Source organism: Pseudomonas akapageensis (genome assembly GCF_011355085.1).
Taxonomy (GTDB): domain Bacteria; phylum Pseudomonadota; class Gammaproteobacteria; order Pseudomonadales; family Pseudomonadaceae; genus Aquipseudomonas; species Aquipseudomonas akapageensis.
Genome location: NZ_VXCP01000002.1, coordinates 452407 through 475905 on the forward strand (window position 1 = coordinate 452407; position 23499 = coordinate 475905).

The following is a 23499-nucleotide window of genomic DNA, read 5'->3' on the forward strand; positions in this document are numbered from 1 at the left end:
GCGCAGCAAAACCGGCAACGAACTGACTGCCAGCATTGGCTTATCGGCCAATTTCTCCAGGACTGGAGGGTGCCTTGCGTGCAAATTCGCTCAACTTGCCGGTAACGCCTGAATGAAGCCGATGACTCGACGACCCATTTGCGCAGCCAGCGGCAGGCTTGGGTCGTCGTAAGAGTCCAGTTGCTGTTTCAGGTCCTGGGGAACAATGCGCAGCACATGATTCATGCCATCGATCAGGGCGAGGTCGGCATCGGGTTTGGCCGTCTTGAGCAGCTCGGCGTCCTTGACGTCGACCTGCATGTCATTTCGCCCCTGGACGATCAAGGCCGGCATTTTCAGCTGGGCGAAGGCGGCTGCCGGGTCCTGGCGAAACAACGAAATCAGGTAGGGTTGGACGCTGGGACGAAAGATCACCTGCAGTTGCGGGGGCACGTTGGCGTCGGTCTGGCCGGCCTTGAGGTGGTCGATCAACTCCAGGGCGCGAGGCAACAAAGGGCGGGGCAGGCGTGCCTGCAATTGTTCGCGCAGCACTTGATCGATGGGGCGCGCACTGCCGGCCAGAGAAATCACAGCCTGGGCATCGACCTGCCCGGCAGCGAGGCTGGCGATCAGCGCGCCTTCACTGTGGCCCAGCAAAATCAGCGGGCCCAGCCGCGGGTCGCGCTTGAGCTTCTGGCTCCAGGCCACGGCATCAGCGACGTAGGCGTCCACGCTGAGTTTGCGTTCATCGGGCTGGGCGGCAAAACTCTCGGCCACCCCGCGCTTGTCATAGCGCACGCTGGCAATGCCATTTTTGGCCAGGAGCAGGGCCAGGCGCTTGAGGCTGTCGTTACGCCCACCGGCGGGGTTGTTGCCGTCGCGGTCGGTGGGACCGGAGCCGGCAATGATCAACACCACCGGTACCGGGACGTCCGAGCGTGGCAGCAGCAAGCTGCCCTTGAGGATGCCGCTGCCGGTGTCGAGGCTGATCGGCCGCTGCAATACGCCAGGGCTGGCTGCCTGGGCCAGGCCGCAGCACAGCAATAGGGCCAGCATCAAAATCCGCAACATCATCAAGCCATCATCTTCAGGGTGACCATAGGACTCGACAATTGATCGAAGGTTCGCAGGCATGAGGGATGAACTGACCGGTTAGCCTGCGTATACTGGCGCCCTGGTTTAATTAGGCTGATTTCGCGGAGCGTCCTGCATGTCCGGCAATACCTATGGCAAGCTGTTCACTGTCACCACCGCTGGCGAAAGCCATGGACCGGCGTTGGTCGCCATTGTCGACGGCTGCCCGCCGGGGCTCGAATTGTCGCTGCAGGACTTGCAGCATGACCTGGACCGGCGCAAGCCCGGCACCAGTCGCCATACTACCCAGCGTCAGGAAGCCGACGAGGTGGAAATCCTTTCCGGGGTTTTCGAAGGGCGCACCACGGGGTGCTCCATCGGCCTGTTGATCCGCAACACCGACCAGAAGTCCAAGGACTACTCGGCGATCAAGGACCTGTTTCGCCCGGCCCACGCCGACTACACCTACCACCACAAATACGGTGAGCGCGACTACCGTGGCGGTGGCCGCAGCTCGGCACGCGAAACCGCGATGCGCGTGGCTGCCGGTGCCATTGCCAAGAAGTACCTGGCCACCCAGGGTATCCGCATCCGTGGCTACATGAGCCAACTGGGCCCGATCGAGATTCCGTTCAAGACCTGGGAGTCGGTGGAGCAGAATGCCTTCTTCAGCCCCGACCCGGACAAGGTCCCGGAGCTGGAGGCCTACATGGACCAACTGCGCCGTGACCAGGATTCGGTCGGGGCGAAGATCACCGTGGTCGCCGAAGGCGTGATGCCGGGTCTGGGTGAGCCGATCTTCGACCGTCTGGATGCGGAACTGGCCCATGCATTGATGAGCATCAACGCGGTCAAGGGCGTGGAAATCGGCGCCGGCTTCGCCAGTGTCGCCCAGCGTGGCACCGAACATCGCGACGAGATGACGCCTGAAGGTTTCCTCAGCAACAACGCCGGCGGCATCCTGGGCGGGATTTCGTCCGGCCAGCCGATCGTTGCCCACCTGGCGCTCAAGCCCACTTCGAGCATCACCACCCCCGGGCGCTCGATCGATGTGGATGGCAACCCGGTCGAAGTCATCACCAAGGGCCGTCACGACCCATGCGTCGGTATCCGTGCCACCCCGATCGCCGAGGCGATGATGGCGATCGTGCTGATGGATCACCTGCTGCGTCACCGTGGCCAGAACGCCGATGTACGCGTGAAGACACCGGTCCTGGGTCAACTTTGATGGGCTACGGCGGCAACCCAGCTGCGGCGGTATGACCGCCGTGGCGCCGATCCCATACTGGCGCCTGTCCAGTTTCTACTTGTTCTATTTTGCCCTGCTCGGTTCGACCGCGCCGTTTCTGGCGCTGTATTTCGACCACCTGGGCTTTTCCAGCGCGCGTATCGGCGAACTGGTCGCCATTCCCATGCTGATGCGTTGCGTGGCGCCGAACCTGTGGGGCTGGCTGGGCGATTACACCGGGCGGCGCCTGGCTATCGTTCGCTTCGGCGCAGCTTGCACGCTGTTGACCTTCTCGCTGATCTTCATCAGCAAGAGCTACGCCTGGCTCGCCATGGTCATGGCCCTGCATGCGTTCTTCTGGCATGCAGTGCTGCCGCAGTTCGAGGTCATTACCCTGGCGCATCTGCAGGGGCAAACCGCACGTTACAGCCAGATTCGCCTGTGGGGCTCGATCGGCTTCATCCTCACGGTGGTCGGCCTGGGCCGGCTGTTCGAGTGGTTGAGCCTGGACATCTATCCGGTGGCCCTGGTGATCATCATGGGCGGTATCGTGTTCAGCAGCCTGTGGGTGCCCAATGCCCAGCCACCGGCCACGGACAATCGCGCGGCTGGCGAAGGCTTTCTCAAGCAACTGGCCGGCCCTGGTGTGCTGGCCTTCTACGGCTGCGTGGCACTGATGCAGTTGAGTCACGGGCCGTATTACACCTTTCTGACCCTGCACCTGGAGCATCTGGGTTACAGCCGAGGCGTGATCGGAATGCTCTGGGCCCTGGGCGTGGTTGCCGAGGTGCTGATGTTCCTGGCCATGAGCCGGATCCTGGCGCGGGTCTCGGTACGTCGGGTATTGCTGGCGAGTTTCCTGCTGGCAGCGCTGCGCTGGTTGTTGCTCGGTACACTGGCCGAACACCTGTGGGTATTGTTGCTGGCGCAGGTGCTGCACGCGGCCACGTTCGGCAGCTTTCATGCCGCGGCCATCCATTTCGTGCAACGTAGTTTCGGCGCTCGCCAGCAGGGCCAGGGCCAGGCGCTCTACGCAGCGCTGGCCGGTACCGGCGGCGCTCTGGGGGCCTTGTATTCCGGCTATAGCTGGAATCTGCTGGGCCCGGCCACCACCTTTAGTATTGCCAGCGTCGCAGCCCTGGCTGCAGCCGTTATGATTGCCACAAGAATGAAAGAGGACAGGGCATGAGCCTTACCCGTGAACAACTGGCCCAGGAAATTATCGACGCCGGGCGCTTTCTCTACGGTCGTGGCTGGTCGCCGGCGACCAGCAGCAACTATTCGAGCCGCCTCTCGGCCAGCGAAGCCTTGTTGACCGTCTCCGGTAAACATAAGGGCCAGTTGGGCCTGGATGATGTGTTGGCCACCGATCTGGACGGCAATAGCCTGGAAGCCGGCAAGAAACCTTCGGCAGAAACCCTCTTGCATACTCAGCTGTACCGCTGGAGCCCGCAGATCGGTGCTGTGTTGCATACCCATTCGGTCAATGCCACGGTGCTTTCGCGCCTGACCGCCGACGATCATCTGTGGTTCGAGGATTACGAACTGCAGAAGGCGTTCAGCGGGGTGACCACCCATGAATCCCGGGTGTGTGTGCCGATCTTCGATAACGACCAGGACATTGCCCGCCTGGCCAGCAAGGTCCAGCCGTGGCTCGAGGCGCACCCCGATTGCGTCGGCTATCTGATCCGTGGCCATGGTTTGTACACCTGGGGGGCACGCATGTGCGATGTCCTGCGCCAGGTCGAGGCCTTCGAGTTCCTGTTCGAATGTGAATTGAAAGTGCGATCGGTCACCGGTCGCTAGAAAAAGGAGTTGCCTGATGAGCAGCCTGAGCGTCTACCACGAATCTTCCCCGGACATCCCGAACAAGGTCCTGACCCACCTTGAAGATATTGCTTCGACCCTGGCCGAGCGTGGCGTGCGCTTCGAGCGTTGGGAAGCTGCCGCACCGATCCAGCCCGGGGCGACCCAGGAGCAGGTGATCGCGGCCTACCAGACCCAGATCGACAAGTTGATGACCGAGTGCGGTTACATCACCGTCGATGTGATCAGCCTGAACAGCGATCACCCGCAGAAGGCCGAGTTGCGGGCAAAATTCCTCGACGAGCACCGTCATGGCGAAGACGAAGTGCGTTTTTTTGTCGCTGGGCGTGGCCTGTTTACCCTGCACATTGATGACTATGTCTATGCGGTGCTGTGTGAAAAGGGTGACCTGATCTCGGTGCCGGCCGGCACCCCGCACTGGTTCGACATGGGCGAGCATCCGCATTTCGTGGCCATCCGCCTGTTCAACAACCCCGAAGGCTGGGTTGCCAACTTCACCGGCCAAGACATCGCCAGCCGCTTCCCGCGGCTCGAAGACTGATCTGGAGCATTCATGACGATCAAAGCCATCCTCACCGATATCGAAGGGACGACCAGCGCGGTGAGCTTCGTGTTCGACGTGCTGTTTCCCTTTGCCGCCAGGCACTTGCCCGATTTCGTTCGGGAACACGCCGGTGAAGCGGACGTGGCCGGGCAACTCGATGCCGTGCGCCGCGATAGTGGCGAGTCGGGCGCCGATGTGGAAAGGGTCATCGAGATTCTGCTTGGCTGGATCGCCGAAGATCGCAAGGCCACGCCACTCAAGGCCCTGCAGGGCATGGTCTGGGCCCAGGGCTACCAGGCCGGGCAGCTCAAGGGGCACGTCTACCCGGATGCCGTCGAAGCACTCAAGCGCTGGCATGCGGAAGGCTATCGGTTGTACGTGTATTCGTCGGGGTCGATCCAGGCACAGAAGCTGATTTTCGGCTGCTCGGAAGCGGGCGACCTGACACCACTGTTCACCGATTACTTCGATACCACGTCTGGCGGCAAGCGCGAGGCGCAGTCGTATCGCAACATCGCCGCTGCGATCGGTTTACCGGCGGAGGAGATTCTGTTCCTGTCGGACATCGTCGAAGAGCTGGATGCCGCGCAGCAGGCGGGGATGGCCACCTGCGGGCTGGTGCGTAATGGCGGAGAACTGGCTGGGCATGCGAATGTGGCGAGTTTCGCGGTGATCGACGTGGCGGCGAGCTGACGTTCTTGCGACCCCTGCGGGCTCGAGCGCAGCCTGGCGGCAGCGGCTACGGAGATCGCCTGTAGCCGCTGCCGTCAGGCTGCGCTCGGGCCCGAAGGGGCCGCAAATTCCCTAGGCCGAATGATAAGTCGGCAGCGCAAAGCGGTGCTGGCTCTGCAACTGGGAGATGGCCGGTAGATCACTGGCGTCTTGCGCCAGGTCCCGACGAATCGCGCTGATCACCCAGGTCAACTGCTCCGAGGCGTGTAATTGCGCGTAGGAAATATTCCGCTTGATCGTTTTACCGTCCGCACTGCGCAAGGTCAGCAATACGGCCCCATCCGGGCGCGGTTGAGTGGTGACTTCGTACGCAGAGAACACGGAAGCGAATTTTTGCTGGATGAGGTCCATATCAACTCCTTGGCTTCTGGTGGGCAAGCTGGAGTGATAGGTGCAGTGATTATGCCAGCATTCGTTGTTTATAAATTCATTCAAAATCAATAGCTTAAAAAGTGACGTGAAATCTGCGCTCGTGCAATTTGCATGATCGGTTCGGTTCTGCAATGCAATATGCAGGCTGTCGCCGTTTGCCGGTTTGTGGTCCCCTTACTGTGTAAGACCCCGTGGTTCCAATAAATTCCCTTGCAGTTGCCCATAGCCTGTCACTGTTGACCGCAAGTCCTGTGCTCGTGACACTGAATGCTTCCGCCAGCCAGGAGGTATTTATGTCAGATGAGCGCAATCCACAGCCAATGACCGAGGACGAAACCGCGGAATTTGCCGAACAGGTTTTCGATGTCGCGAGAAAGGGCGATGCCGAAATGCTTGGCCGTCTGTTGGAAAAAGGCCTGTCGGTAAACTTGCGCAATCACAAGGGCGACACATTGCTGATGTTGGCCAGCTATCACGGCCACCTGGAAGCGGTACGCACGCTCCTTGCACACGGCGCCGATCCGGAAATTCGAAATGACAACGGGCAAAGCCCTATTGCCGGCGCAGCCTTCAAGGGAGACTTGCCGGTTGTCGAACTGCTGGTGGAGCAGGGCGCCGACATTGAAGGGGCGGGGGCTGATGGGCGCACCGCCTTGATGATGGCGGCGATGTTCAATCGCATGGCGATGGTCGATTACCTGCTACGCAAAGGTGCCGATCCCAAGCGTGGGGATGCCAAGGGCATCACTGCACTCGGCGCTGCCCAGGCCATGGGCGCGACAGAGACCGCAGCTCGATTGCAGGCGTTGATCGGCTAACCCTGATGCCGGTTTTGCGGCTATCCTTTGCGCCCTTTTTGTTTTGTTGCAGGCTACTCGCATGAAAGACCAGCTCGTCGAACTCATTGGAAAAATCAGCTCGGGTTGCCTGCCGGAAACTGAAATCGAGCGTATTGCCGACGAAGCCGCCCAGGCCTATGCCGACCCGCAGGCCTTCCTGGTGGCCAATCCGGACATCAATTACGACGATAGCTTCCCGATTCCGCTGGGTGAGTGGGTGGTGGTCGGCAGCCTGCCGGACACCGTCCTGTTCCAGGCTGACAGCTATCAGGACCTGTTCGCGCAGATCGTTGCCTCGTTCGGCCCGGACGTGGCGTTCAATATCAAGCCCAAGCAACTGGCAAAGGTCGAAGCCCTGACGGCACTCAATCGTATCCAGGTGCAGATGGGCAGCATGAACAAGGAAGCGGGTGGCTATGTGCTGATGAACTTCAGCCAGTTGCTCGACGATGAGCTGCAAATGGTGTTGGTCTACGGCAATGACGTGGAGCGGGTACTGGAGCTCTGTGCTCAAGTGGGCATCGCTGCCGCGCCTGCATTGGAAGCATTGCGAGTAGCCCTGCACGTTTGACGTCGCCGCAGAAAAACACGGAGCCTTTGTCACGCCGGTCTATCCTGTGTCTTGCATGCCATCACAAGGGAGCGTCACATGGGTTCCACATTCAATAGCCTGGTTGGCCTGATCATCCTGGCACTGGATATCTGGGCGATCATCAATGTCTTGAAAAGCGGTGCCAGCACCGGACTTAAAATCGTCTGGGTGCTGCTGATCCTGCTGTTGCCAGTGCTGGGCCTGATCATCTGGGCAATCGCCGGCCCGCGAGGCGATGTCAGGCTCTAGCGCTGTGGATAAAACCCGCTCTGTGGATAAATAAAGATACCTGTGCGTCGCGCAAGTGTTCGACCTGTCATGCCTGGCGACGTAAAATGCGCGCCTTTCTTCATGGACGGGCGACCGTCCGTTGCCAGCATTCATCAGGGACCTGCCCATGAGCGACTATCAAGAAACACTGTACGAAGGCTACGGCCAGCGCTTTCGCATGGATAAACTTCTGCACGAAGTGCGCACCGAGCACCAGCATCTGGTGATCTTCGAAAACCCGCGCATGGGCCGGGTCATGGCCCTCGATGGCGTTATCCAGACCACCGAAGCCGACGAATTCATCTACCACGAAATGCTCACCCATGTGCCGATCCTGGCCCATGGCACCGCCAAGCGCGTACTGATCATCGGTGGCGGCGACGGCGGTATGCTGCGTGAAGTGGCCAAGCACCGCAGTATCGAACACATCACCATGGTCGAGATCGACGGCACTGTGGTCGACATGTGCAAAGAGTATTTGCCCAACCATTCCAAGGGCGCCTTCGATGACCCGCGCTTGAACCTGGTGATCGATGACGGCATGCGTTTCGTCGCGACCACCCAGGAGAAGTTCGACGTCATCATTTCCGACTCCACCGACCCGATCGGCCCGGGCGAAGTGCTGTTTTCCGAAAACTTCTACCAGGCCTGCCATCGCTGCCTGAACGAAGGCGGCATCCTGGTGACCCAGAACGGCACCCCGTTCATGCAGCTCAGCGAAGTGCAAACCACCGCGGGTCGCATGCGCAGCCTGTTCCCGGACTGGCACTTCTACCAGGCGGCGGTTCCGACCTATATCGGCGGCGCCATGACCTTTGCCTGGGGCGCGACCAACACCGCCTATCGCAAATTGCCGCTGGAAACCCTGCGCCAGCGCTTTGCCGGCAGCGGAATCGTTACGCGCTACTACAACCCCGAGATCCATATCGGTGCGTTCGCCTTGCCGCAATATGTGTTGCAAGCGGTGAACAAGCCCAGCAACGACTGATAGGTTCAGGGTTAGTCTGTGGGAGAATTGGATGTTGCCTGTCCGGGCCTCATCGCTGGCAAGCCAGCTCCCACAGCTGATCATTGAGCCACTGCTTACTCTGTGGGAGCTGGCTTGCCAGCGAAGGGGCCCGGGTAAACAACACTGGAACCTCTGTTTTGTGTTTCTAAACATTCTCCAAACGAAATTTTCACTACGCGTCGCAGAAAATCCGCGCGCGTATTTCTGCTCGATGAATGGCTGTGCATCGTCACGGCGATGGTGCAACATTGGCCGCTTCGCAAAGTCGATTCGAACTTCAACCCGATTCCAATGGATCCTCAATCCCCATGGCTAACACGGACGCCTTGAATCAGCAGCGGGCCTCGTCGCGCTTGCTGCAACCGACTGTAAAATCCCATCTGGCCTACACGCTGCTCTGCGCACTGGTCATGATGGTGATGCTCAGCCTGCTGCGCCTCGCGCTGCTGGTCTACAACCGCGAGATGATCGGCCAGACGCCGGCCTCGACCTTCTTTGAAGCTTTCACCAACGGTCTGCGTTTCGACCTGCGTCTGGTGGTCTATTTCATCATTCCTTTGATCCTGGCGCTGTTCAGTGCCCGGGCCATGGCCGCTCGTGGGTTTTTCCGTTTCTGGCTGACCATCGCTTCCAGCCTGGCGCTGTTCCTCGGGCTCATGGAGATGGACTTCTACCGCGAGTTCCACCAGCGCCTCAACGGCCTGGTCTTCCAGTATGTGAAGGAAGACCCCAAGACCGTCATGAGCATGCTCTGGTACGGCTTCCCGGTCGCGCGTTATCTGTTGGCATGGGCCGTGGGGACCTGGTTGTTGAGCCTGGCGTTCAAGGGCATCGACCGCCTGACCCGACCTAATGGCAATTACGCTTCGGCGGTTGCCGGTTCACGTGTTGTCGCGCCCTGGTATGCCCGCATCGTGATACTTGTGGTCTGCCTGCTGATTGCCGTGGTCGCCGCACGCGGCACCTTGCGTCAGGGCCCGCCGCTGCGTTGGGGTGATGCCTATACCACCGAATCGAACTTCGCCAACCAGTTGGGCCTCAACGGTACCCTCAGCCTGGCCACTGCGGCCCGCAATCGCATGTCCGAACAGCGCGATAACATCTGGAAGGCCACACTGCCGCCAGCTGAAGCGCAGCAGACGGTTCGTGACATGTTGTTGACCCCGAACGACAAACTGGTCGACAGCGATGAGGCCGCCATACGCCGTGACTACCTGCCACCGGCCCAGAACACCCTGCCGATTAAAAATGTGGTGGTGATCCTGATTGAAAGCTTCGCCGGCCACTCGGTGGGCGCCCTGGGCAGCGATGCGAACATCACGCCTTATTTCGACAAACTGGCCAAAGAAGGTCTGCTGTTCGACAAATTCTTCTCCAACGGCACCCATACCCACCAGGGCATGTTCGCCACCATGGCCTGCTTCCCCAACCTGCCAGGTTTCGAATACCTGATGCAGACGCCGGAAGGCAGCCACAAGCTGTCCGGCCTGCCTGCGTTGCTCAGCCCTCGCGGCTACGATGATGTGTATGTCTACAACGGCGATTTTGCCTGGGACAACCAGTCAGGTTTCTTCAGCAACCAGGGTATGACCAACTTCATTGGTCGCAATGACTATGTCAACCCGGTGTTCTCCGATCCGACCTGGGGCGTTTCCGACCAGGACATGTTCGACCGTGGCGCCGAGGAACTGGCCAAGCGCCAGGGTGACAAGCCGTTCTATGCGTTGCTGCAAACCCTGTCCAACCACACGCCGTATGCACTGCCCAAGGACTTGCCGGTGGAGCGCGTGACCGGTCACGGTACCCTTGATGAACACCTGACGGCCATGCGTTACACGGACTGGGCCCTGGGTCAGTTCTTTGAGAAGGCGCGCAAGCAGCCTTACTTCAAGGACACCCTGTTCGTAGTTCTGGGCGACCACGGTTTCGGCAACAACAAGCAGATCACTGAAATGGACCTGGGGCGCTTCAACGTGCCGTTGCTGCTGATCGGTCCTGGCATCCAGGAGAAATTTGGTGCACGCAATCACACCGTCGGTACCCAGATCGACGTAGTGCCGACCATCATGGGCCGCCTGGGCGGTGAAGTTCGCCACCAGTGCTGGGGACGTGACTTGCTGAACCTGCCTGCAGATGACAAGGGCTTCGGCATGATCAAACCATCGGGTACCGAGCAGACTGTTGCACTGATCACCGGTGATCGGATGTATGTTGAACCCAAGGATATGGCGCCAAGGGTTTACCGCTACGAGTTGGGTGCAAACCCTAAAGCCGAGCTGATCCAGGACCAGCCAGACGAGGCCGAGCTCAAGCGTAAGCTGGATTCCTTCATCCAGACCGCAACCAAGAGCCTGCTCGACAACACCGCCGGCGTTGTCAACGGCATGCCTGAATGATCGCAGTGCGTTGAACAGGAAGAGGCCCCTCAGGGGCCTCTTTTTTTTGCCTTGTGTCCGGCGGGGCGGCAGGGGGGGAACGAACGGCCGGTCGGCGGGGTCAAGAAGGAGTAAGCCCGCTTCTTGTCACTTTGCCGAGGAGATACCAATGAAACTATGGGAAATCACCTACACAGATAAAAGCGGTGCACCTGCCAGCCTGCAAACCAGCGCGTATCAACAGCCTTCCCACGAAGAGGCTGCCCGCCTGATTCGCTCGCACCTGTTCCCGGTCATCGACGAGGTTGACCTGAATGACTATCAGGGCAAAACCGCTGCGCCGACCGAGACGTGGCTGGACGAGAACAGTGGAGTGAAAATTCTTTCCATCGTTGAAGTGCCTTGAAACTTTAGTCTGTGCCGGGCCCCTTGGCACCGGCGTCAGCTTCGCGCTACTCTGCAATTGAGATCAGCGAATCACTCGCTACGATCCGATCTTGTCTTGTCAGCTCCATGCTTGTTCCAGGTCACTCAAACCCACCTGCCTTGCTTCAAGGCGGGCCCTGGAAGTACTGAAAGTCTATCCATCGGTATTGAGGAGGACGATTCATGAGCACAGCCTATCAAGAAGACATCAGCAGCAGTGTGCTGCGCCGCATGAAAGAGGGCGGTTTCGATTTTGCCCGTATTCACCCTATCGAGTTCTATGCCGTGTTCCCTGACGAGGAGCGCGCGCGCAGGGCTGCGGGCAAATTCCGTGGAGAGTCATTGAGTGCGCAAGTCAGTGAACGGGATGACGGCGGTTGGAATCTTGAGCTCAGCAAGGTGATGTATGCCACCTATGGCGGCATTGGTGAGTTCGAGCAGGACTTCGAGGCCAAGATTGCTCCCTTTGGCGGGGAGATCGAAGGTTGGGGTGTCAAGCAGGAGGTCAGGCGCCCCCTGGCATGACATGAATAGATTCACCGGCTTGCATCGGCTGACCTCGGGTCGGCCGATGTCGTTTTGGGGCCATAAAAAAGGCCACCGAAGCGGTGGCCGAAAGGGAAGAGCGCAGAATGTGTTTGCCGTAGGAGCTTGATCCTTGGCGTGCATGAATTATCGGCAATTTCCCACGTGCAGAGAAATCAACTCTGACTATGCTGGTGATAGCAAGAACCTGTGTCCAGACGCTTCGCAATGGAGCGTTGCCCTTGGCAGTTGGCTCAATCACCGCACAGCAATGGTGCGGCGTTTTTTTTGATATCCGGTCAACTAATTGAATTTAAAGCGTTTATGCCGATGGCACGGGCCTTGCGAAGGCCTTGATGTCCAGGTGACAAGGAGTACGGCATGATCCGCACCTTTTTTGATGAAATGTACGCTGCAGACGGCCAGGTCCGTCCGCATTATCGAGAGTTCGCCCGTTGGTTGGCCGAGACGCCAGAGGAGTTGCTGGCACAACGGCGACGTGAGGCCGACCTGTTGTTTCATCGCGCCGGGATAACTTTCACGCTCTATGGTGACGAGCAGGGCACTGAACGGCTGATTCCTTTCGATACGATTCCACGCAGTATTCCGGCCAGTGAATGGCGGGTGGTCGAGCGCGGGTGTATCCAGAGGGTCAAGGCCTTGAACCTGTTTCTGACTGATCTTTACCATGATCAGCGGATCATCAAGGCCGGGATCATCCCGGCCGAGCAGGTTCTGGCCAATGAGCAGTACCAGTTGGCAATGCAGGGCTTGAACCTGCATCGCGACATCTATTCACACATCTCCGGTGTCGATCTGGTGCGCGACGGCGATGGCACCTATTACGTGCTTGAAGACAACTTGCGCACACCCAGCGGTGTCAGCTACATGCTCGAAGACCGCAAGATGATGATGCGCCTGTTTCCCGAGTTGTTTGCTGCCCAGCGTATCGCGCCGATCGACCACTACCCGAACCTGTTGCTCGACACCCTGAAAAGCTCGAGCCCGCTGGATAACCCCAGTGTCGTCGTCCTGACACCGGGGCGGTTCAACAGTGCTTTTTTCGAACATGCATTCCTGGCGCGGGAAATGGGTGTCGAACTGGTGGAAGGCGCCGACCTGTTCGTGCGCGACGATCACGTGTTCATGCGCACCACGGACGGGCCCAAGCCGGTGGATGTGATTTACCGGCGCCTGGACGATGCCTTCCTCGACCCGCTGGCATTCAATCCGCAATCGATGCTCGGCGTACCCGGGCTGCTGTCGGCCTATCGCTGCGGCAATGTGGTGCTGGCCAACGCCATCGGCACCGGAGTGGCCGATGACAAGTCGGTCTATCCCTATGTCACCGACATGATCCGCTTCTACCTGGACGAAGAACCCATTCTCAAGAACGTGCCGACCTGGCAATGCCGCAAGCCCGAGGAACTGTCCCATGTGCTGGCAAACCTGCCGGAGCTGGTAGTCAAGGAAACCCAGGGGTCGGGCGGCTACGGGATGCTGGTCGGGCCGGCTGCCACTCGCGCCGAGATCGAGGCATTCGCCGCTCGGATCAAGGCCAGGCCCAACGCCTACATTGCCCAACCGACCCTGTCGCTGTCGACCTGTCCGACCTTTGTCGAAAACGGTATCGCACCACGCCATATCGATCTGCGCCCCTTTGTCCTGACGGGTCGCGAAACCCGTGTGGTGCCCGGCGGCCTGACCCGCGTCGCGCTGCGGGAGGGGTCCCTGGTGGTCAACTCCTCCCAGGGGGGCGGAACCAAGGACACCTGGGTGGTCGAGGATTAAGGAAGCCTGCCAATGTTAAGTAGAACTGCCTCGGATCTGTATTGGATGTCGCGTTATCTGGAGCGAGCGGAAAACCTCGCGCGGATGCTCGACGTCAGTTATTCGCTGTCTTTGATGCCCCAGGACGGTCGTGGCGCTGGCCTCGATGAAATGGCCATGCCGCTGTTGATCACCGGCACCCTGGATGATTACCTGGAGCGCCACGGTCAACTGCATGCCGAACGCCTGCTGCACTTCTTTGCCCTGGATGGGGAAAACCCGGCAAGTATCTACAGCTGCCTGGGCTCGGCACGTGCCAGTGCCCATGCCGTACGTGGGCGAATTACCGCCGACATGTGGGAAAACATCAACGCCACCTGGCTGGAGATACACGGCATAGCCGAACAGGGGCTGAGCCGTTATGGCATGAGCCGTTTCTGCGAGTGGATCAAGGAGCGTTCGCACCTGTTCCGTGGAGCCACCCACGGCACCATCATGCGTAACGATGCCTTTCGTTTCATTCGCCTGGGGACTTTCATCGAGCGGGCTGACAACACCCTGCGCCTGCTCGACGCCCGCTACGAGATGCTCGGCGACGAGGCCGAAGCGGTCAGTGACAGTTCTGCACGAGGTTATTACCAATGGAGTGCACTGTTGCGCGCGTTGTCCTCGTTCGAGGCCTATACCGAGATCTACCGGGACGCGCCCGGGGCACGGCATGTCGCCGAACTGTTGCTGTTGCGCGCCGATGTGCCACGTTCGCTGCGTGCCTGCACTGAAGAAATCGATCAGATCCTGGCGAGCCTGCCGGGTGTCAATGGCCGTCCGGCGCAGCGCCTGGCGGCAGAGGTTGATGCCCGCCTGCGTTATACCGCCATCGATGAAATCCTCGACGAAGGCTTGCACGCCTGGCTGACCGAGTACATCCCGCTGGTTCGCCAGCTGGGCAATGCCATTCACAGCGCTTACCTGGAGGCAGCATGAGACTGACCATTCGCCACGAAACTGCCTACCACTATGAAGATCAGGTACGCGCGAGCATCCAGTACCTGCGCCTCACGCCCCACGACAGCGAGCGTCAGCAAGTGTTGAGCTGGCAGCTTGACCTGCCGCGCCCCGTGCGGGCCCAGCTGGATCCGTTCGGCAACATCCTGCATGTGTTGACGCTGGATGAGCCGCACGCTGCAATCGTCATCGCCGCCCGCGGCCAGGTCGATATCGACGAGACACGCGAAGCCGAACATGAAAGCCAGTCGGCCTTGCCGTTCCTGCGTTTTACCCGACTGACCGAGGCCGACGAGGCGCTGCGCAGCTTTGCCGCCAGGGAATGCCGCAAGCGCAAGAGTCGCACGGCGCTGATCGACTTGATGCAGGCACTCAACCAGCACATGGCTTACAAGCCGGGCAGCACGGAAGTGGACACCTGCGCCGCCGAGGCCTTTGCCGCGCGTGCCGGCGTGTGTCAGGACCATACGCACGCATTCCTGGCTTGCGCTCGCAGTCAGGGGATTCCGGCGCGCTATGTGTCGGGGTACTTGTTCAGTGCCGAGAGCGAGCATATGGCCAGCCATGCCTGGGCCGAGGCGTGGTTCGATGGTGCCTGGTACAGTTTCGATGTCACCAACCAGCTGGCCCGTGCGGCGCGACACCTGAAGCTGGCCGTGGGGCTGGATTATCTGGATGCCTGTCCGGTGCGCGGGATGCGCCGTGGCGGGGGCGAGCAGATGCATGCGAAGGTGTTGGTTACGCCGACGATTTCGGTTCAACAGCAGTAATTAAAGCAGTGGCGGCTGGCGCCGCATCGCTGGCTTGCCAGCGATGGGGTCACTGCTTTCTGCCTGCCATGTGCTGTAGATAACCTATCAGCTTGTCCAACTCCGCATCTGGCAACACAACCTGATCAAACCCCGGCATCTTCGCCTGCGGCCATTGCCGCAGGCTCTGCGGATCACGGATGTAACGCCGCAGAAACTCCCCGCCGAAGTACTCGGTCGGGTTGTACGGAATATTCAAGTCAGGCCCCATCTGCGCATCACCGGCACCATTGAGTCGGTGGCACGCCATGCAATTTTTCTGGAACAGCGCAAAGCCCAGGTTCACCGGATCGTCGGCCGCCAGTTGCGAGTCGGGACGCATGGCCGGGAAGCGCTCTGCAACCGGGGCCAGGCGGCGGATGCTGGCGACATTGTAGGGCCATTGTTCGGGACTGATGTGCCCGGCCTGCGGGTTGGTCCAGACCAGGTAGAAGGGGCCGGCACTGGCTTTGCCTTTGCCCAGTGCGGGCCACGGATGCGCAGGGTCTTCGACCGCCAGCCAGGCACGGGCCGGGCCGTTGCTCAACAGAGGGGCGGCAGGCATTTCAGCTGCGAACCCGTCGGTCGCCACCGCTTGCAGGTGATCCTGCGCACTCACGCCCTCAAGCAGCGCGCTGACAGGTACAGCGCGGTAATGCATGAGTTTTTTGTAGGAAACATCGCTTTCGATCGTGATCGTCTGCGTCTGGGGATGCTTGAGCAGCGCTTCGGTCTGCCAGGTCTTGTGGGTCGAACCCAGATCAATCGTCAGCTGTGCCGCGAGTAGTGGGGCGCTCAGCAGCGTGGGTAACAGGGCAATCCAATAGCGCATGGGCCAATCTCCTTCAGTCAGGCAGGAAGATTGGCACACCTGCGCCGGCCTCGGAAGCTACCGAGGCTGGCGTATCAAGGATATGGGGCAAAGTGCCGCTCACCCGAACAGACGGGACAGGTTCGGAAGAATCAGCAGCAGTGTAGTGGCAAAGACAATGAGACTGGCCTGACGTACCTTGGTTTGCTTGAACATGGCTGACCGCCTTTTTTGTTGTTATTCCTGAGCGCCGCCTTGAGCTGGCCTGGCGTAAAGCATTTGAAATCGTATCCATGCCCGGCAAAACCCGGCCGCAATGGTTACATGTCTAACATTAGGGCCCACGTCACCTGTTGCTTAGAACGCTTTGGTATGGTTGCCTGCTTTAATTTGTATTTTTGGGTATGAATCGTTTTGCCATCATTGAGGCATGCCCTTTGCTAGACACTTGCGTATTCATACGACTGAATCCATTAGCGCGCTACCGTTCGTCCGAGCGTAGAAACATCGCCGGGTAGCTCGTCAAAGTCATGTAGCGGACTTGCCTTGATGCCAGTATTCAAGGCAGGCTTAGACACAATTATTTAATGCCCTTGTCGTGTCAGGTACTTCTTATGTCGTTACGCATCTGCATCCTCGAAACCGATGTCCTGCGACCTGAGCTGGTCGGCCAGTATCAGGGCTACGGAAAGATGTTCGAGCAACTGTTTGCCCGCCAGCCGATCGCCGCCGAGTTCAGCGTGTACAACGTGATGAACGGTGACTACCCGGCCGATGACATGCAATTCGACGCTTATCTGGTCACTGGCAGCAAGGCCGATTCATTCGGTACCGATCCCTGGATCGAAACGCTCAAGACTTACCTGCTGCAACGCTATGAGCGTGGCGACAAGCTGTTGGGTGTGTGCTTCGGTCATCAGTTGCTGGCGTTGCTGCTGGGCGGCAAGAGCGAGCGGTCGACCCAGGGCTGGGGCGTCGGTGCTCATCGTTACACCCTGGAGCACCAGGCGCCGTGGATGTGCCCGGCGGTCGAAGAGCTGACGCTGCTGATCAGTCACCAGGACCAGGTAACCCGGCTCCCGGAGAACGCCACCGTGGTGGCCTCCAGTGAGTTCTGCCCGATTGCGGCCTTTCACATCAATGATCAGGTGTTGTGCTTCCAGGGGCACCCTGAATTCGTTCACGACTATTCCCGGGCGCTGCTCGATGCACGCCAGGACCGACTGGGCGAGCAGGTTTATCAGTCGGGTATTGCCAGCCTGGCAGAAGAGCACCACGGCGCGACCGTGGCTGAGTGGATGATGCGGTTTGTGGCGCATAAGCCTGAGGCTGATCGGGCTTCCTGATTTCAGGTAGACCGCGTCGCTTCCATCGCTGGCAAGCCAGCTCCCACAGGGTTAGGCACCCTGCATTCCCTGTGGGAGCGGGCTTGCCAGCGATGAGGCCCTGCCAGGCAACACAAAATCTCCTACAACCACCCCGACCGCTTGAAGCTCGCATACAACGCCGTGCAGCCCAACGAAATCACCCCAAGCACGATAAAGTATCCGTACTGCCAGCTCAGCTCCGGCATATTCTGGAAATTCATCCCGTAAATCCCCGCAATCGCCGTCGGAAAGGCCAGGATAGCTGCCCAGGCCGCGAATTTGCGTTGGGTGATGCTTTGTCGCGACGACTCCAGCAGCATGCCGATTTCGATCGTCTGGCTGGCGATGTCGCGGATGCCCATCAGATCTTCCATCTGCCGGGTGACATGGATCTGCACGTCGCGAAAATACGGGCGCATGTTCTTGTGGATGAAGGGGAAGTCCAGGCGCTGCAATTCTTCGCTGACCTCGACCATCGGCGCTACATAACGACGCAGACGCAGAATGTCACGGCGCAGACTATGGAGCAGGCGGATATCTTCTTCCCTGAGCGAACCGCTGAGTACGCTGCGCTCGAGCTCCTCGATCTCGTCATGGATCGCTTCGCTGACCGGCTGGTAATTCTCGGTAACGAAGTCGAGGAGGGCGTACAGCACGAAGTCTTCGCCATGGTCGAGCAGAAGCGGGCGCGCTTCGCAGCGTGAGCGTACCAGCCCGTAGGATGCCGAACTGCCATTGCGGGCAGTAATGACGTAGCCGGTACCGGCAAAGATATGCGTTTCGATGAATTGCAACTGCCCTTCGTGGCGGATCGGTGAGTACGTCACGATAAACAGTGCATCGCCGAAGGTTTCCAGCTTTGGCCGGCTGTGTGCCTCCAGGGCGTCTTCGATGGCAAGTTCATGCAGGTTGAACTGCCGTTGCAGGATGGCCAGTTGCTCGGCACTGGGCTGCTCCAGGCCGATCCAGACAAAATGACCGGGCTTGCTCGCCCATTGGCTGCCTTCTTCGAGGCTGATATCGGCAACTCTTTTACCGGCGCTATACACCGCGGCAGCAACGACTCGACCCATGGTTGTTCGCTTCTAATTCAAATGGCAGTGAGAAGCAGCATACCGCCTAGCTTGGTCTGTGAGTCGAAAGTCGGCAAGTACCCACTCAAATTATCAGGCGTGTTGCAGTTCACGCTCCATGTTCTGGATGCACAGCTGCATTTGCTCGCGGCACTGCTCGATCAAGCCGGGCATGTCCTGCTGGCCGAGGTTGGCCGTGGGAATCGGCGCCAGCGAGCGGATGATGATGCGGCCACTGGTCCAGCGGTTGAGGCGCATGCGCCTCGCATAACGACTGACGCAGACCGGAACGATGGGCACACCGGCTTCGATCGCCATCTGGAAGGCGCCCTTCTTGAACGGCAAGAGTGCGGCGTCGGCATTGCGCGTGCCTTCCGGGAACACCCAGATCGAGGTGTCTTCCTTTTGCAGCGTGCGCGTTGTGGTGAGCATGGCCTTGCGTGCCTGGTAGGCATTGCCGCGCTCGATCAGGACGTTGCCGCCCAGCCAGAACAGTTGGCCGAACAGAGGCACCCATTTCAGGCTCTTCTTGCCGATGCAGACCGTGCGCCGCGGCACCACTGGGCCGAGCACGAACAGGTCGAAGTTGGATTGATGGTTGGCGATGATGACGCAGCCCGGTGGTTGATCGAACAACGGGCCGACTTCGGCCTGGATATCCAGGCGCAATATCCATCTAGTCGCCCAGCCATACAGGCGGGCAAACAGGCGGCTGTTGTCCGGGTTGAACGGACGGCACAGACCGATCAGCACACCCAGAACGCCGACCAATAAAAAGTGCAGACTCAACAACAACATGCGGACAAGGAAAAGCATTGCGCAACTCATCGGGACAAAAGCGGCGCAGTGTACGGATGTGCTCTACCTTCGGCAAATGCGCAATCAATACGTGCCCTGAACAGGCCGGCGCGGGGCCGGACCTGTTGCAAAGCAGCCGGTGAGGCTCAGATCGGGTGTTCCTGGTCGCGGATGATGGCGTCGTCCAGAGTCTCCAGCAGCGCCTTGCGCACTTTCAACTTGGTATTTTTGTGCGCCGTCATATTGATCTTCTTCAATTGCCGGGCAGCGACGAGGGCCGCTTCCTGCAGCTCTTCGGGCTTGACCACCTTGTCGAGGAAGCCGGCATCCACTGCGCTGGTCGGGTCGAACATTTCACCATTGATGACCGAACGGTGAAACGCCGAGCGACGCAGGCGGTCACGCGCAAGTTCGATGCCGACATGGTGCATGGTCATGCCGATCTGCACTTCATTAAGACCAATGCTGAAAGGGCCTTCGACACCGATCCGGTAGTCGACCGACAGCAGGATAAAGGCACCTTTGGCGACCGCATGGCCAGGGCAGGCGACGATGATCGGGAAGGGGTGCGCGAGCAGGCGACGGGTCAGGGTAGAACCGGCCGCTACCAGGCTGATGGCGGCCTGTGGCCCGGAGGTCATCACCTTGAGGTCGTAACCGCCGGAGAGAATTCCCGGCTGACCGGTAATGATCACCACGGCGCGATCTTTCTCGGCCTGGTCCAGCGCGGCATTGAAGGCGACAATCACGTCAGGGGAAATGGCGTTGACCTTGCCGTTGTTCAGCGTCAGGGTCGCGATGCCGTCATCGAGTTGGTAGGAAATCAGCTCACTCATGACAGGGTTCCTTGTAGAGAAGTGGGGAAGACGTTACCCAGCGCTCGGACCAAGGTAAAGCGCCGTGACTGACTGGTGAGTCAGCCCGGTTGGCGCATAGCCGCGCAATGTCGGGCGTAGGAGTGAGATCTTCAGAATGAGGGTGTCAAACAGCCCCGGAGATTGGCCGCTTTGCCATCGCCGGGTGCCGCGGCTGGGCTTTTTTCTGGATAAGTGCTTAAGCACATGAAAATTCTGAAAAAAACCTTTGCCATCACCGGAGCTTTCGACTACATTAGCGCGCCTCGACAGACTGAAAGGTTTGAAGAGAAACGGTGAAGTGTCCGAGTGGCTGAAGGAGCACGCCTGGAAAGTGTGTATACAGGAAACTGTATCAAGGGTTCGAATCCCTTCTTCACCGCCATATTCCATACAAGACCCCTGGTTTCCTCGCGAAGTCAGGGGTTTTGTGTTTCTGGGGTCCGTTTGTGCCAGGTCCTGGTCATTTTCGAGTAGGTCTTGACGTCGGTAATCGCCATCAGCTTACGACCATCCTTCAAGGTGGCCACGAAGGTGACTTCCTCTTCCTTGCCACCGAGCCACAGGCCGGCGATCAGTCCGATGGGGCCAGCCACCAGTGCGCCCGCCATGCCCCAGCCGATGGCACTGCTCAGGCTCTTGCTGCTTTCCTGATTGGCAACAGACATTTCCTTGATGCGACTGAGGGCGATTTTCTCTCCGGGAGAAGGGCTTATGGCCGTCTTGAGAGTGAGCGATCCATTGCTGTACTCGCCTTCACCCTGCAAGAAGTCGCCCGCTTGAACGGTGAGTCTTGTCATGGGAAATACCCTTTTAAAAGAAGAGCATAAAAAACTTACTCAGCGCCTTCGGCGGGCGCTGAGTCAATGTTTTTGCGACGAAGTGCAGTGTAGGACGAAGCCAGAATCATGCAGAGAAAATTGCCCTGTATTTTGTACAGGGCAGGTTTGGCGTGGGTTCAGGCTGAAAAGCCGCCGTCAATGGTCAGGCTGGCACCGGTGATGTATCCGGCTTCAGGGCCGGCCAGGTAGCTGACAAAGCTGGCGATCTCATTGGCCTTGCCATAACGACCGACCGCCATGAAACCGATCAGTGTCTCGGCAAACTCGCCGTCGGCCGGGTTCATGTCGGTGTCGACCGGTCCTGGTTGAACGGTGTTGATGGTTATGCCACGCGGGCCGAGGTCACGTGCCAGGCCTTTGGTCAGGCCCACCAGTGCCGACTTGCTCATGGCATAGGGACCGCCGCCTGCGAACGGCATGCGCTCGGCATTGGTGCTGCCGATGTTGATGATCCGGCCACCCTCGGTCATGTGCCGCGCGGCTTCCTGGGTCGCGATGAATACACTGCGTATATTGATGTTGAGGGTGCGGTCGAAGTCTTCCAGGCTGAAGCTCTCCAGCGGGCCGATCGCCAGGACACCGGCGTTGTTGACCAGGATATCGAGCCGACCAAAGGCTTTTACCGTAGCACCGACGGCCTCGCGAATGGCGGCCTCGCTGGCGCTGTCGGCAAGAATTGCCAGGGCCTTGCCGCCCGCTGCCGTGATGCTGTCTTGCAGGTCCTTGGCCTTGGCCGCCGAGCTGACATAGGTGAAGGCTACGGCAGCGCCTTGCTCGGCCAGGCGTTTGACGATAGCGGCACCGATGCCGCGCGAGCCGCCCTGGACGAGGGCCACTTTTCCGTTGAGGTTTGCTTGAGTCGACATTTCGTAATGCTCCAGGAATTCAAGGCGGTATGCCTTGTTGATGGGTGGAGTATCGACGGCTGATTACCCTCTGTGTAGATGGTAATTGCTATAGTCAGAGTGAACTAAATGTATCGAGTGAGCCTGTGGAAAGTTTCAGCAGCATCGAGTGTTTTGTCCGTAGCGCCGAGGCCGGCAGCTTCGCCGAAGCAGCCCGACGTCTGAGCCTGACCCCGGCCGCGGTGGGCAAGAATGTCGCCCGACTCGAGGCGCGGATGGGCGTGCGGCTGTTTCAGCGTAGTACTCGCAGCCTGATGCTGACAGAAGCCGGTCAGCGATTTTTGAACGAAGTCGGCAGCAGTTTTCAGATCATCCAGAATGCCGTCGCCAATCTCGCCGGCGCCGAAGGACAGCCCGCCGGGACCTTGAAGGTGAGTATGGGGACCGTTTTCGGCAGGTTGTATGTCGTGCCGTTGCTGGGTGAATTCCTGCGACGCTATCCGGCAATCACGCCGGACTGGCATTTCGATAATCGCCAGGTCGACCTGATCGGTCAGGGGTTCGATGCCGCCATCGGTGGTGGTTTCGAGCTGCCGCAAGGGGTGGTGGCACGCAAGCTCGCGCCGGCCCATCGGGTCCTGGTGGCCTCGGCCGGCTATCTGGGTGGGTGCGCGCCGATCCGGCATCCCGAAGACTTGCTTGGGGCCGATGGCATCCTGATCCGTTCACCCCAGACGGGGCGCGTGCGCTCCTGGCCATTGAGCAATCGTGCCCAGGAGCACAGCCCGTTGAGCCTGAAAGCGCGCATGACCATGAGCGATTCGGAAGCGGCCTGCGCAGCGGCCGAGCAGGGCCTGGGCGTTGCCCTGGTCAGCATGCCGTTTGCCGTGCCGTACCTGCACAGTGGTGCCTTGCATCGGGTCTTGCCGGGCTGGTATGTGGACGACGGCAATATCTCGCTGTACTACGCCGAGCACAAGCTGCTGCCGGGCAAGACCAGGGCCTTCATCGATTTTGTCATCGAGCAGTTTGCCGAGCAGAAGCTGGCCGAGCGTTTCAGTGCGATTTGATTTACAGGACTTCCAGCACTTCGTAGCGCTGACTGACGCCGTCGACCTTGATCTGCACCTCATCTCCCTCGTGCTTGCCCAGCAGGCTCTGGCCCAGCGGCGAGCGAGGAGTGATGACGGTGACCTGGCGACCGTGGCAGGCGATTTTCAGACCTGCCGCTTCCGGCCCCAGGAACAGGTACTGCTGGCTGCCGTTCTCGGCCTCGAGGGTGACCAGCATGCTGACCTGAATGCCGGACTGCTCATCGTAGGTTCGCAGGGTCAGGTTTCGATAGAGCGCGAGCGCCTGGCGAATTTCCTCCATGCGCCGCGCCTGGCCCGTGGCGAGGTAGGAAGCTTCCAGACCCAGGGTGTCGTACTTGTTTTCTGCGACATTTTCTTCGTGGGTCGCCGTTTCGTAGGCGGTTTGTGCCGCGCGCTGTGCGACGTCCAGGTCGACGGTCAGTTTGTCGGTGATCAAACCCAGCAAGACGTGTCTATTCAT

At 59.6% G+C, this 23499-nt stretch carries 26 protein-coding genes and 1 tRNA gene; 18 read left to right on the plus strand and 9 right to left on the minus strand.

Annotated features, from left to right (window positions below):
* Positions 1–90 precede the first annotated feature (90 nt).
* Positions 91–1053: an alpha/beta hydrolase gene (locus F2S13_RS03970; protein WP_166359147.1), complete on the minus strand. Its 963-nt coding sequence runs from the start codon at positions 1051–1053 to the stop codon at positions 91–93.
* 136 nt (positions 1054–1189) lie between these two features.
* Here F2S13_RS03970 and aroC point away from each other — a divergent pair, with 136 nt between their 5' ends.
* From aroC to mtnC, 5 genes are read left to right on the plus strand one after another with little or no spacing between them, the layout of a single operon-like run.
* Positions 1190–2281: a chorismate synthase gene (gene aroC / locus F2S13_RS03975; protein ID WP_166359148.1), complete on the plus strand. Its 1092-nt coding sequence runs from the start codon at positions 1190–1192 to the stop codon at positions 2279–2281.
* 31 nt (positions 2282–2312) lie between these two features.
* Positions 2313–3470: an MFS transporter gene (locus F2S13_RS03980; protein WP_166359149.1), complete on the plus strand. Its 1158-nt coding sequence runs from the start codon at positions 2313–2315 to the stop codon at positions 3468–3470.
* On the plus strand, positions 3467–4087 hold the full coding sequence (locus tag F2S13_RS03985; protein WP_166359150.1) for a methylthioribulose 1-phosphate dehydratase: 621 nt from the start codon (positions 3467–3469) through the stop codon (positions 4085–4087). Before F2S13_RS03980 ends, F2S13_RS03985 begins: the two co-directional genes overlap by 4 nt.
* A 16-nt stretch (positions 4088–4103) precedes the next feature.
* Positions 4104–4649 carry a 1,2-dihydroxy-3-keto-5-methylthiopentene dioxygenase gene (locus tag F2S13_RS03990; protein WP_166359151.1) on the plus strand — a complete coding sequence of 182 codons (546 nt, stop codon included), beginning with the start codon at positions 4104–4106 and terminating at the stop codon, positions 4647–4649.
* A gap of 12 nt (positions 4650–4661) precedes the next feature.
* Positions 4662–5345 (plus strand): acireductone synthase, encoded by a 684-nt coding sequence (gene mtnC / locus F2S13_RS03995; RefSeq protein WP_166359152.1) that lies wholly within the window; start codon positions 4662–4664, stop codon positions 5343–5345.
* 111 nt (positions 5346–5456) lie between these two features.
* Here the strand turns inward: mtnC and F2S13_RS04000 are convergent, their stop codons facing one another.
* Positions 5457–5735 (minus strand): DUF3509 domain-containing protein, encoded by a 279-nt coding sequence (locus F2S13_RS04000; protein ID WP_166359153.1) that lies wholly within the window; start codon positions 5733–5735, stop codon positions 5457–5459.
* Positions 5736–6049: 314 nt separating this feature from the next.
* Here F2S13_RS04000 and F2S13_RS04005 point away from each other — a divergent pair, with 314 nt between their 5' ends.
* The 10 genes from F2S13_RS04005 (at position 6050) to F2S13_RS04050 (ending at position 15337) form a co-directional block, all read left to right on the plus strand.
* Positions 6050–6574: an ankyrin repeat domain-containing protein gene (locus F2S13_RS04005; protein ID WP_166359154.1), complete on the plus strand. Its 525-nt coding sequence runs from the start codon at positions 6050–6052 to the stop codon at positions 6572–6574.
* 61 nt (positions 6575–6635) lie between these two features.
* Complete coding sequence (locus F2S13_RS04010; protein WP_166359155.1) at positions 6636–7166, plus strand: hypothetical protein; 531 nt, start codon at positions 6636–6638, stop codon at positions 7164–7166.
* Between the two features lie 78 nt (positions 7167–7244).
* Positions 7245–7436: a PLDc N-terminal domain-containing protein gene (locus F2S13_RS04015; protein WP_166359156.1), complete on the plus strand. Its 192-nt coding sequence runs from the start codon at positions 7245–7247 to the stop codon at positions 7434–7436.
* A gap of 148 nt (positions 7437–7584) precedes the next feature.
* A complete protein-coding gene (gene speE, locus F2S13_RS04020; RefSeq protein WP_166359157.1) occupies positions 7585–8445 on the plus strand; it encodes a polyamine aminopropyltransferase in 861 nt (286 codons plus the stop codon).
* 329 nt (positions 8446–8774) lie between these two features.
* A complete protein-coding gene (locus tag F2S13_RS04025; RefSeq protein WP_166359158.1) occupies positions 8775–10862 on the plus strand; it encodes an LTA synthase family protein in 2088 nt (695 codons plus the stop codon).
* Between the two features lie 148 nt (positions 10863–11010).
* Positions 11011–11247 (plus strand): hypothetical protein, encoded by a 237-nt coding sequence (locus F2S13_RS04030; protein ID WP_166359159.1) that lies wholly within the window; start codon positions 11011–11013, stop codon positions 11245–11247.
* Between the two features lie 203 nt (positions 11248–11450).
* Positions 11451–11792, plus strand: coding sequence for a ribonuclease E inhibitor RraB (locus F2S13_RS04035; RefSeq protein WP_166359160.1), 342 nt, complete (start codon positions 11451–11453; stop codon positions 11790–11792).
* Positions 11793–12173: 381 nt separating this feature from the next.
* Positions 12174–13583, plus strand: a complete 1410-nt coding sequence (locus tag F2S13_RS04040; RefSeq protein ID WP_166359161.1) for a circularly permuted type 2 ATP-grasp protein — start codon at positions 12174–12176, stop codon at positions 13581–13583.
* A 12-nt stretch (positions 13584–13595) separates the two neighbouring features.
* Positions 13596–14546 (plus strand): alpha-E domain-containing protein, encoded by a 951-nt coding sequence (locus tag F2S13_RS04045; protein WP_166359162.1) that lies wholly within the window; start codon positions 13596–13598, stop codon positions 14544–14546.
* Complete coding sequence (locus tag F2S13_RS04050) at positions 14543–15337, plus strand: transglutaminase family protein (RefSeq protein WP_166359163.1); 795 nt, start codon at positions 14543–14545, stop codon at positions 15335–15337. The genes F2S13_RS04045 and F2S13_RS04050 overlap by 4 nt, the downstream gene beginning before the upstream one ends.
* 49 nt (positions 15338–15386) lie before the next feature.
* On the opposite strand, the gene F2S13_RS04055 is transcribed toward F2S13_RS04050, so the two are convergent.
* Complete coding sequence (locus F2S13_RS04055; RefSeq protein WP_166359164.1) at positions 15387–16187, minus strand: cytochrome c; 801 nt, start codon at positions 16185–16187, stop codon at positions 15387–15389.
* A 593-nt stretch (positions 16188–16780) separates the two neighbouring features.
* Here F2S13_RS04055 and F2S13_RS04060 point away from each other — a divergent pair.
* A complete protein-coding gene (locus F2S13_RS04060; protein ID WP_166359165.1) occupies positions 16781–17512 on the plus strand; it encodes an amidotransferase in 732 nt (243 codons plus the stop codon).
* Positions 17513–17634: 122 nt separating this feature from the next.
* Here the strand turns inward: F2S13_RS04060 and F2S13_RS04065 are convergent, their stop codons facing one another.
* From F2S13_RS04065 to F2S13_RS04075, 3 genes are all read right to left on the minus strand, one after another.
* Positions 17635–18606 (minus strand): magnesium and cobalt transport protein CorA, encoded by a 972-nt coding sequence (locus F2S13_RS04065; RefSeq protein ID WP_166359166.1) that lies wholly within the window; start codon positions 18604–18606, stop codon positions 17635–17637.
* 93 nt (positions 18607–18699) lie between these two features.
* Complete coding sequence (locus F2S13_RS04070) at positions 18700–19422, minus strand: lysophospholipid acyltransferase family protein (protein WP_166359167.1); 723 nt, start codon at positions 19420–19422, stop codon at positions 18700–18702.
* A 128-nt stretch (positions 19423–19550) separates the two neighbouring features.
* A complete protein-coding gene (locus tag F2S13_RS04075; RefSeq protein WP_166359168.1) occupies positions 19551–20240 on the minus strand; it encodes a crotonase/enoyl-CoA hydratase family protein in 690 nt (229 codons plus the stop codon).
* A 313-nt stretch (positions 20241–20553) separates the two neighbouring features.
* Here F2S13_RS04075 and F2S13_RS04080 point away from each other — a divergent pair.
* Positions 20554–20643: transfer RNA gene (locus F2S13_RS04080), tRNA-Ser, on the plus strand.
* Positions 20644–20677: 34 nt separating this feature from the next.
* Here F2S13_RS04080 and F2S13_RS04085 read toward each other — a convergent pair.
* Together F2S13_RS04085 and F2S13_RS04090 are read right to left on the minus strand one after the other, a co-directional pair.
* Entirely contained in the window at positions 20678–21058 is a 381-nt protein-coding gene (locus tag F2S13_RS04085; RefSeq protein ID WP_166359169.1) for a hypothetical protein, read from the minus strand.
* Positions 21059–21216: 158 nt separating this feature from the next.
* A complete protein-coding gene (locus F2S13_RS04090) occupies positions 21217–21966 on the minus strand; it encodes a 3-oxoacyl-ACP reductase family protein (RefSeq protein WP_166359170.1) in 750 nt (249 codons plus the stop codon).
* Positions 21967–22091: 125 nt separating this feature from the next.
* On the opposite strand from F2S13_RS04090, the gene F2S13_RS04095 reads away from it, so the two are divergent.
* Positions 22092–23015, plus strand: a complete 924-nt coding sequence (locus tag F2S13_RS04095; RefSeq protein ID WP_166359171.1) for a LysR substrate-binding domain-containing protein — start codon at positions 22092–22094, stop codon at positions 23013–23015.
* Position 23016: 1 nt separating this feature from the next.
* Here F2S13_RS04095 and F2S13_RS04100 read toward each other — a convergent pair whose 3' ends face one another.
* Positions 23017–23499, minus strand: a complete 483-nt coding sequence (locus tag F2S13_RS04100) for a GreA/GreB family elongation factor (protein ID WP_166359172.1) — start codon at positions 23497–23499, stop codon at positions 23017–23019.